This window comes from Archaeoglobus sp. (assembly GCF_017656475.1).
Classification (GTDB): Archaea; Halobacteriota; Archaeoglobi; order Archaeoglobales; family Archaeoglobaceae; genus Archaeoglobus.
On sequence record NZ_JACDNT010000063.1, the window covers coordinates 1 to 6702 of the forward strand.

Here is a 6702-nt window from a genome sequence, read left to right on the forward strand (position 1 = left end):
AAGAACTTAACAAGGAGAGCAGAATTATTAAGCTAACTGTTCTCGGCGAGGAAGTCAAGTTAAACTGGACTTTGTTTAATAAGAACGGAAATTACCGCGTGCAGTACGACAATGTAGCTGCCGACCAGATAGCAAGCGATATTTTAAACGGAACGGGCTACACCCTCGCCGAGTGTCCGACGACCACGCTGAGTATGCGCTTTGAGTATGCCCAGCGGTGGAAGGCCCTCCAAAAGTTAGCCGATGTACTGGGTAAAGATTTGTGGCTCGACAGCTCAGGCGTCCACATCGGCGATAAGGGCTTAGCCAAGACGCTGACCTATTTCAAGACGGTGAGGAAAACCGAGGACTCGGAGAATATAATCAACAAAGTTCACCTGCTCGGGACGGGGGACGGCATCAACCAATACACAGCCACGGCAGAGGATATAGATAGCCAAAACGCCTATGGGCTGAGGGAAAGGGCCTATATGCTCCGCGATATCGAGCACGAGGATACACTTTTGCTGAAAGCGCAGAAAATAATCGCCGACAACAAAGACCCTGTTGAGCACATAGAGATAGAAGCGCCGTTCACCTCCGATAGTCTCACCCTCGACGTCGGCGATACGATAACGATAAACGATGCTGAGCTCGGGCTGAACGGCGACTACCGGATTAAGCGTCTCGAAATCAACCCAACGATGATAAAGGCCGAACTGGTAAACACTATCGCCTTACTGAGCGATAAGCTGAAAGAGTATTATAACGGGCTTGAAAGCCTCGGCGTCTATGCACAGGGCGCGACTAATCTTTATAGTGTTCAAGACAGCGACAACGCCGACCCTGACCACCCGCTCGAACTAAAAATCTACGTACCGCCCGAGGCCATTAAAATCAACCGTGTAAAACTGAACCTCATTGTCGGGCCGTTTAGGGCGTATTCGAAGGCTGTCCTCGGAGGCGGGGCTGTAATTGGGACGAGCGAGGCAAGTGCAGCGAATACTTCTGTTAGTACTGCAGCCTCTGAATCAAAATCACTCTCTCTCACAATCCATGATATTTCTGAGTATTATGCAGAATTGGTCATTGTGAATCACTGGACAAACTCATATACAAATGATATCACTATAACTGATAGCGAGGGATATTCTGCTACTACAGACCACAATTTTGAGTCTCATGGCTCATACGTATATTCATGGAAACGGCAATTTTCAAGCAGGAAAAATAGCGTTACGATTGATGTGCAGTTGTCAGATACAGCCATGGACATGACTCTGCTTGTAGTACACGATGGAACGCATACACATGACATCACCCTCCCTGACCATACGCACGACATCGACTTCGGCATTTACGAAATCGACACCGGGGCGACGGTAGATATCGCCGTAAACGGCACAACGGTCAAAACCGGGAGCACGGGCGAGACCGACCTCGACATTACCCAATACATCACAACGGGCTGGAATACAATTACATTTACTCCCTCCGACCTCGCCCGCATCCAGGCGAGCGTATTCTTCCAGGTGTTTATACAATCAAGGTGAGGGGGGCAATGTGGGGCCTGCAACATATCGTTCTTTGCGAGCTTTTGCATGTGGCATGGGGCTTGCTACTATACTTGGCTCTGTTATACCCGACGTGGACCATATATTCGCGGTTGTCGGAAAAGAGCCAGCTGGCCGGTTTGCTCACCCTTTTTTGTTTGCTTTTGCTTTATTTCTCGCTGGCTGTGCTCTGGCATGTATTGGAGGATTATATGTTTGGCTGGTTTTAAATGATTATGAGGGTGAGAGAGATGATAGGAAAAGGGCTATTTAAGGTGGATGACTATGCCCGATTTGGACGGTTTGTAGAAGAACTTAGCAAAGCAGGAGCATATCTAATTTCGTATGTCCCAAAAACTAACCAGATACTCGTTTTTGCTAAAAGAAGCGACGTAGAACATATAAAGACTATACTCGATGGAAAAGAATATAAGGAGATATCACTCAGAGGCACCTTAGTAATGTTCAGAGTAAAATGGTGATTACCATGCGATATAAAATGAAGTATAGGCAAATAGTAGAGGAAAACAAGCCTCATGATGTATGGGACGGCGAGTTTGAGTACGAGCTCGACGTCGGCGACAGGAAGAAGGCGCTGGCCCTCTCAAAGGTGTTCCGCCTGCTGAGGAAGAACGCGAAAGAGCTTAGAAAAGAGGCGCAGGAGGTAATTGAATGAAGGTGGGCGAAATCCTGCCCCGGCTCGCGGCCCTGCCGGGCTACAAACTCTACATTGAGGTAGTGAGGCCGAGCGAAGAAATCAGCCCGGAAGGCGAACAGATAACTACTGTTGAGCGCTTCGACGCGACGGGGTTCACCGAGGAAGAGATTAGGGTGCTGGTTGAGAGTCTAAAAATAGTTTACCCAGACGCGCTGAAGATACAGACCCATTTCTGCGGCCATAAAGTGAGGAAGAGGTGTTACATCGAACCGCTGGAGGGCTAAGTGTGGTTGACTTAAAAGGCTACCGCCCGCTAAAAAACTGGAAAAAGCGCGTTTGGTGGTGGGCAGTCGGGATTTTAGTCTTTATTTTCCTTTTAAAACATATGTTTATTCCTTCTCTCATATGGCTAATTATATTTATTATAATCGATGAAAAAATAAAGGAGGGTTATTTCTTCGACCCACGCGACGTAAAAAAGCCGCTTACGCATGAAAACCTCGCCGCGATAGTCTCAACCATCCTCGCAATTGCCGCACTGCTGAAAAGGAAGAGAAAAATATACAAATAATTTATAAAGATTTGTTTATTTTACTTATTTCTTTTAACAGTTCTTCATTTTTATTAGCCCATTCATCGTACATTGTTAAGTCTTCTGCCTCACGCCGGTAGGTTTTTTTGACCATGTCGTCGAGCTCGGCCTCAGCGTCATTTATCAACGCCTTGGCGTCGCGGATGTTCTTTTTCAGCAGGTTGATGATGCGGGGTAGTTCGCTAAGTGGAGCGTCTTCTACTTCGTCGAGCAGGCGCTCGGAGAAGTCAAGAAGGGAAAAGGCGTCAGTGAGTGCAGAGATAATGTGCTCAATACTCATTGTTGTTCACCTCTCTCCCATTATGGATTGTGAAGCCGTAGCCTTCTATGCAGTTTCTGCTTTTGTATTCGACGCGTCCGTCATCATAAAGCTTAACAAGAGAACCGTAGTGGAAGTGCTTGTAGAGCTTGTACGTCAGTGCTATCTTGACGCTTCTGAGCTGTGGGCGCCTCTGCTTCCTCCTGAGCAGTTCATATGCGAGTAGGTAGAGAGCCATGCCCGTGTTCCCGCCCCAGATGGGGCCTGCAAGACCTATGAGTATGTGTGCCGTCTCCCCTTCTTGCTCCTCCAGCCTCCTGGTAATCTCTCTCATCTCGTCGCTGATAAAGTACCACTTGAAAAGTTCGTCCGCAACCTTCTTAACGACGCGCGGGTGTTCTTCTCTCAGCTTATCCAATCCCTTCGCCCAATTTGTTGCCAGCTCCATCGTCTTAACCACATCTACTTTCTCCATCTCAATCCCTCCACGTTTGTCTTCATTACTTATTATGCTCTTATCCTTTATAAACTTTTCGGTCGGTGGGGTAAAAAAGAAAGGAAAGGTCAAGATTTGTGATTTTGGGGGAGCAGGGGGCACCATTCTGGCCTTTCTGGGTAGTCTGGGATTACACGCTCATCTTCGCCCCATTTGGGGTGGGTGCATACCCAAAACACTATATCCCTCCATGCGTCCTGGGCCGCATATTTACACCCATCACATGTTGTTTTTTCAACCATATTCATCCCTCCTCATGACAAATCCTCAATCGCGCACAGGTCGCGGAATTCGCAGTAGCGGCACTCCCACGGCTCGTTGTGCGGCTCTGGAGGCCGGCCTTCCTTAAGGGCCCGCCACAGCTCAATCGCTTTCTGCTCCACCTCCTCAACCACCTGTTCGGCAAGGCGAGTGTCAAGTTCGAAGATGTGCACGCCGCCGAGGTGCACGTAAACGAGCCGCACGCGAGGGGCCTGTTCTATCCATGCGTAGAAAAGAGCCTGCTTCACGTGCGCCGGCTTCGGGCCGTCGCGGATGGCGTAGTCGTTGCTTATTGTCTTCAGCTCGTATAGCGTCCCGTCGTCGTCAATGAAGTCAATCCTACCAACTATAGTCGGCCCGTTCCTGACGCGGTGGGTAACCCGGACTTGGTTGCGGGCGAAGAGGCCAGTCCACGCCTCGTCGAAGACGATGCCGCGATAGAGATACCACCGCTGTTTAATACCCTTTTCTTCCTTTTCACCCTCTTTCTCCGCCATGCGGCGGTAATAGGCCTTCCGCAGGCAGTAAACGAGCTCAGTCACGTGGAGCGAGTTGTCACGGCGGGTATAGTCGCTATTCGTCGCGGCGATAATATGTTCTTTGATTCTGTCTGGCAGGTCGTCGAGGGACATGCTCTCCGAAAGGACGAAACAAGAAGGGTCAGCAGTCATGGCCGTCACGCTCCCTTTCGTTGCAGTAAGGTTCGAGGATATCAAGCCACGTCTCTATCTCCCTCTGCACTGTTTCGATTCTCTGTATAGCGTTCAAGAGCTCGACGCTCATGCGGATGAGCCCCTCATTTGCGAGTTCTCCCGCCACGTCTTTGACCTCTCTCTTCGCCTCATAGAGCCTCTGTGCCAGCTCTACCATCTTCATCCGCCGAAGTTTGGCTTCGTTACTCGCCACGGGCATCACGCCCCTTCAAAAATTCTTCAATCCAGCGTCTTTTATGCTCTGCTATTTCTTTTTCTATTTCTTCCATCTCCTTCTCCCAAAGCTCTACCTCCTCTTTCCAAGCTTCCACTTGGCAATCGGGACAAAGCTCACCTTCATTCGGAACCTCTACCTTTCCACATCTTACACACTTATAGCTCATGCCATCACCACCCTAAACTCCTCACTCACGGCCATCACGCTCCTTTTTCTTGATAGTTGCGCCAATGCCAAATGATACTTCCTTTTTATTTCCCAAATATGAATGAACCGTCAAGCTGAAATAAGAGTGGCTCTTTGTCTCTTTGTCTTCGAGGTGGAAAACCAGTTCCACTTCTTCCCAATTCTTATCCGCGAGCTCAATGGCTTTTTTAATTGCATCTAAGGCATTCTCAGGTTTGTAGTTCTCATAGAAATATGCATTCTCATCTATTGCATCATATTCCACAAGAACATCTGCTTCATCGAGTGGTGCATCCCTCGACGCTTGAAGCTCTATATAGGCAACATCGGAAAATCTGTGTTCCTGAATAAAGCTGAAATACCCCCAAGCTTTTTTCTCTTTAATCCCTATGTTAGCCACGGCCATCACGCTCCTTGAGGGCTTTCTCTATCTTGTCTATGACGAGTTCTCCGTCCTCGGTCTTCATTCCGAGAAGGAGCAGAGTCGCAAAGTGCTTCTTATCTTCCTCGGACAGAGACTCCATCTTTCCGAGCTGTTCAATCAACTTTACCATGCGAGTGTTGTATTCAATAATCCGCCTGCGCTCGTCCGGCTCGTACTCCTCACACTCACCTTTCTCATTGATTTGTATGTAACCGAGCGTGCACCAGCCACCGTCATTGAACTTACAATCCATCCGAGCACACCGAATCGCCACGCCCCATCACCTCCTTTGTTTTACTCGCCCCGTAGGGCGAGGAATTCTTTATAGCGACGCCAAGCATTGCGACGCCGCTTTGTTGTCGAAGGCGCCCCTGTATCGAGAGGACGCCCATTTAAAATAGCTCTGACCTCCTCTATAGTCTTTGCAGTAGTCTCTTCTTTATACCCGAGCCTGAGGAGGTACTGCGCGAACTCCTCCAGCTCAGGAGGGACGGCTATCTCATACCTATATGTCTTCAGCCTCATTACCATCGTTCACCCCCCCCATACTCTTTTTCTCAGCCTGACTAAGGTAGTCGAGGCCGAGGAGAAAGGCCCGCAGTTCACGGTAGTCGCGGGCCGTAAAGACGAGCTTTCCGTCGCGGCAGATATTAAAAAATCCTCTCCCAACACGTACACGCTTAAGTTCGAGCCCATACCGGGCGAGCTCTTTTTGGAAGTATTCGAAAGTAGTAGCAGGGCGGCCCATCGTCATTCCCCCTCCTTGAACGGGTTTGGGAGCCACCGCGCATCGTCCTCTTCCTTCATGCGCTTAGCGTAGAGATAGAACTCGACAGGTACGAGGTAAATTTTGCCCCCGTATGGTGTCGCCAATATCTGCATTGGGATTTTTTTATCTAAACAATACCATTTGTACCACCGCAGCACACGTAGCCTGTTTACGCCTCCGAGGAGATAGCCAACGAGTTGCAGAGATACGCGAGCATCTGAGCGGCGGGCTTTCTCCCCGAGCGCAGTGAACTTACGCCAACTTGTTATTGCTGTAATAAAAATCCCTTTTTTCCAGTTAGGTAATGAAGTAATATATTCTTCAATTATAGTAATATCCTGCTCCAAAGGGTCGCCGCTAAAATGCTCCTGTGCTGCAAGGAGGGTTTTAACGACAAGCCCTGCATGCCAGGGTGTAAGCTCCTCCTCTCTCATGAGGAAATCATAGAAATAGAGAACGTCGGGAATTTCGTTCACAGGCACCACCCCCAATGAGTTCATCGAGGTCTCTTTTCAGCTCATCGTGGTCATAATAGCCGTACCAGGTCATGACGACCTCGCCAACCGGCCAGCCGTCGTTGCTGATGTTCACAGCG

At 49.1% G+C, this 6702-nt stretch carries 15 protein-coding genes; 5 read left to right on the forward strand and 10 right to left on the reverse strand.

Features of this window, described 5'->3' with window-relative positions; genetic code table 11:
* The 5 genes from H0Z19_RS11300 to H0Z19_RS11320 all read left to right on the forward strand — a co-directional run.
* On the forward strand, nucleotides 1-1532 hold a 1532-nt coding region (locus H0Z19_RS11300; RefSeq protein WP_290726695.1), incomplete at its 5' end, for a phage tail protein.
* Between the two features lie 236 nt (nucleotides 1533-1768).
* Nucleotides 1769-2014 carry a hypothetical protein gene (locus H0Z19_RS11305; protein WP_290726696.1) on the forward strand — a complete coding sequence of 82 codons (246 nt, stop codon included), beginning with the start codon at nucleotides 1769-1771 and terminating at the stop codon, nucleotides 2012-2014.
* A 17-nt stretch (nucleotides 2015-2031) separates the two neighbouring features.
* A complete protein-coding gene (locus H0Z19_RS11310; RefSeq protein ID WP_290726698.1) occupies nucleotides 2032-2208 on the forward strand; it encodes a hypothetical protein in 177 nt (58 codons plus the stop codon).
* On the forward strand, nucleotides 2205-2474 hold the full coding sequence (locus H0Z19_RS11315) for a hypothetical protein (protein WP_290726700.1): 270 nt from the start codon (nucleotides 2205-2207) through the stop codon (nucleotides 2472-2474). The genes H0Z19_RS11310 and H0Z19_RS11315 overlap by 4 nt, the downstream gene beginning before the upstream one ends.
* Nucleotides 2475-2476: 2 nt before the next feature.
* Entirely contained in the window at nucleotides 2477-2761 is a 285-nt protein-coding gene (locus tag H0Z19_RS11320; protein ID WP_290726702.1) for a hypothetical protein, read from the forward strand.
* 1 nt (nucleotide 2762) lies between these two features.
* Here the strand turns inward: H0Z19_RS11320 and H0Z19_RS11325 are convergent, their stop codons facing one another.
* From H0Z19_RS11325 to H0Z19_RS11370, 10 genes are all read right to left on the reverse strand, one after another.
* Nucleotides 2763-3062, reverse strand: a complete 300-nt coding sequence (locus tag H0Z19_RS11325; protein ID WP_290726704.1) for a hypothetical protein — start codon at nucleotides 3060-3062, stop codon at nucleotides 2763-2765.
* Nucleotides 3052-3516: a hypothetical protein gene (locus H0Z19_RS11330; RefSeq protein WP_290726706.1), complete on the reverse strand. Its 465-nt coding sequence runs from the start codon at nucleotides 3514-3516 to the stop codon at nucleotides 3052-3054. Before H0Z19_RS11330 ends, H0Z19_RS11325 begins: the two co-directional genes overlap by 11 nt.
* A 275-nt stretch (nucleotides 3517-3791) precedes the next feature.
* Nucleotides 3792-4430: a PD-(D/E)XK nuclease family protein gene (locus H0Z19_RS11335; protein ID WP_290726707.1), complete on the reverse strand. Its 639-nt coding sequence runs from the start codon at nucleotides 4428-4430 to the stop codon at nucleotides 3792-3794.
* Between the two features lie 28 nt (nucleotides 4431-4458).
* Nucleotides 4459-4710: a hypothetical protein gene (locus tag H0Z19_RS11340; RefSeq protein WP_290726708.1), complete on the reverse strand. Its 252-nt coding sequence runs from the start codon at nucleotides 4708-4710 to the stop codon at nucleotides 4459-4461.
* Entirely contained in the window at nucleotides 4694-4894 is a 201-nt protein-coding gene (locus tag H0Z19_RS11345; protein ID WP_290726710.1) for a hypothetical protein, read from the reverse strand. The genes H0Z19_RS11340 and H0Z19_RS11345 overlap by 17 nt, the downstream gene beginning before the upstream one ends.
* Before the next feature lie 21 nt (nucleotides 4895-4915).
* Nucleotides 4916-5323, reverse strand: a complete 408-nt coding sequence (locus tag H0Z19_RS11350) for a hypothetical protein (RefSeq protein WP_290726712.1) — start codon at nucleotides 5321-5323, stop codon at nucleotides 4916-4918.
* Nucleotides 5307-5591 carry a hypothetical protein gene (locus H0Z19_RS11355; RefSeq protein ID WP_290726713.1) on the reverse strand — a complete coding sequence of 95 codons (285 nt, stop codon included), beginning with the start codon at nucleotides 5589-5591 and terminating at the stop codon, nucleotides 5307-5309. Before H0Z19_RS11355 ends, H0Z19_RS11350 begins: the two co-directional genes overlap by 17 nt.
* Nucleotides 5592-5632: 41 nt before the next feature.
* Nucleotides 5633-5869 carry a hypothetical protein gene (locus H0Z19_RS11360; protein WP_290726395.1) on the reverse strand — a complete coding sequence of 79 codons (237 nt, stop codon included), beginning with the start codon at nucleotides 5867-5869 and terminating at the stop codon, nucleotides 5633-5635.
* Nucleotides 5844-6086 carry a hypothetical protein gene (locus tag H0Z19_RS11365; RefSeq protein WP_290726715.1) on the reverse strand — a complete coding sequence of 81 codons (243 nt, stop codon included), beginning with the start codon at nucleotides 6084-6086 and terminating at the stop codon, nucleotides 5844-5846. Before H0Z19_RS11365 ends, H0Z19_RS11360 begins: the two co-directional genes overlap by 26 nt.
* A 2-nt stretch (nucleotides 6087-6088) precedes the next feature.
* Entirely contained in the window at nucleotides 6089-6583 is a 495-nt protein-coding gene (locus H0Z19_RS11370) for a hypothetical protein (protein ID WP_290726716.1), read from the reverse strand.
* Nucleotides 6584-6702 lie beyond the last annotated feature (119 nt).

Coding starts and splice junctions, on each gene's coding strand:
- H0Z19_RS11305 (WP_290726696.1), top strand. CDS start 1,769: ATGAGGGTGAGAGAGATGATAGGAAAAGGGCTATTTAAGGTGGATGAC.
- H0Z19_RS11310 (WP_290726698.1), top strand. CDS start 2,032: ATGAAGTATAGGCAAATAGTAGAGGAAAACAAGCCTCATGATGTATGG.
- H0Z19_RS11315 (WP_290726700.1), top strand. CDS start 2,205: ATGAAGGTGGGCGAAATCCTGCCCCGGCTCGCGGCCCTGCCGGGCTAC.
- H0Z19_RS11325 (WP_290726704.1), bottom strand. CDS start 3,062: ATGAGTATTGAGCACATTATCTCTGCACTCACTGACGCCTTTTCCCTT.
- H0Z19_RS11330 (WP_290726706.1), bottom strand. CDS start 3,516: ATGGAGAAAGTAGATGTGGTTAAGACGATGGAGCTGGCAACAAATTGG.
- H0Z19_RS11335 (WP_290726707.1), bottom strand. CDS start 4,430: ATGTCCCTCGACGACCTGCCAGACAGAATCAAAGAACATATTATCGCC.
- H0Z19_RS11340 (WP_290726708.1), bottom strand. CDS start 4,710: ATGCCCGTGGCGAGTAACGAAGCCAAACTTCGGCGGATGAAGATGGTA.
- H0Z19_RS11345 (WP_290726710.1), bottom strand. CDS start 4,894: ATGAGCTATAAGTGTGTAAGATGTGGAAAGGTAGAGGTTCCGAATGAA.
- H0Z19_RS11355 (WP_290726713.1), bottom strand. CDS start 5,591: ATGGATTGTAAGTTCAATGACGGTGGCTGGTGCACGCTCGGTTACATA.
- H0Z19_RS11360 (WP_290726395.1), bottom strand. CDS start 5,869: ATGGTAATGAGGCTGAAGACATATAGGTATGAGATAGCCGTCCCTCCT.
- H0Z19_RS11365 (WP_290726715.1), bottom strand. CDS start 6,086: ATGGGCCGCCCTGCTACTACTTTCGAATACTTCCAAAAAGAGCTCGCC.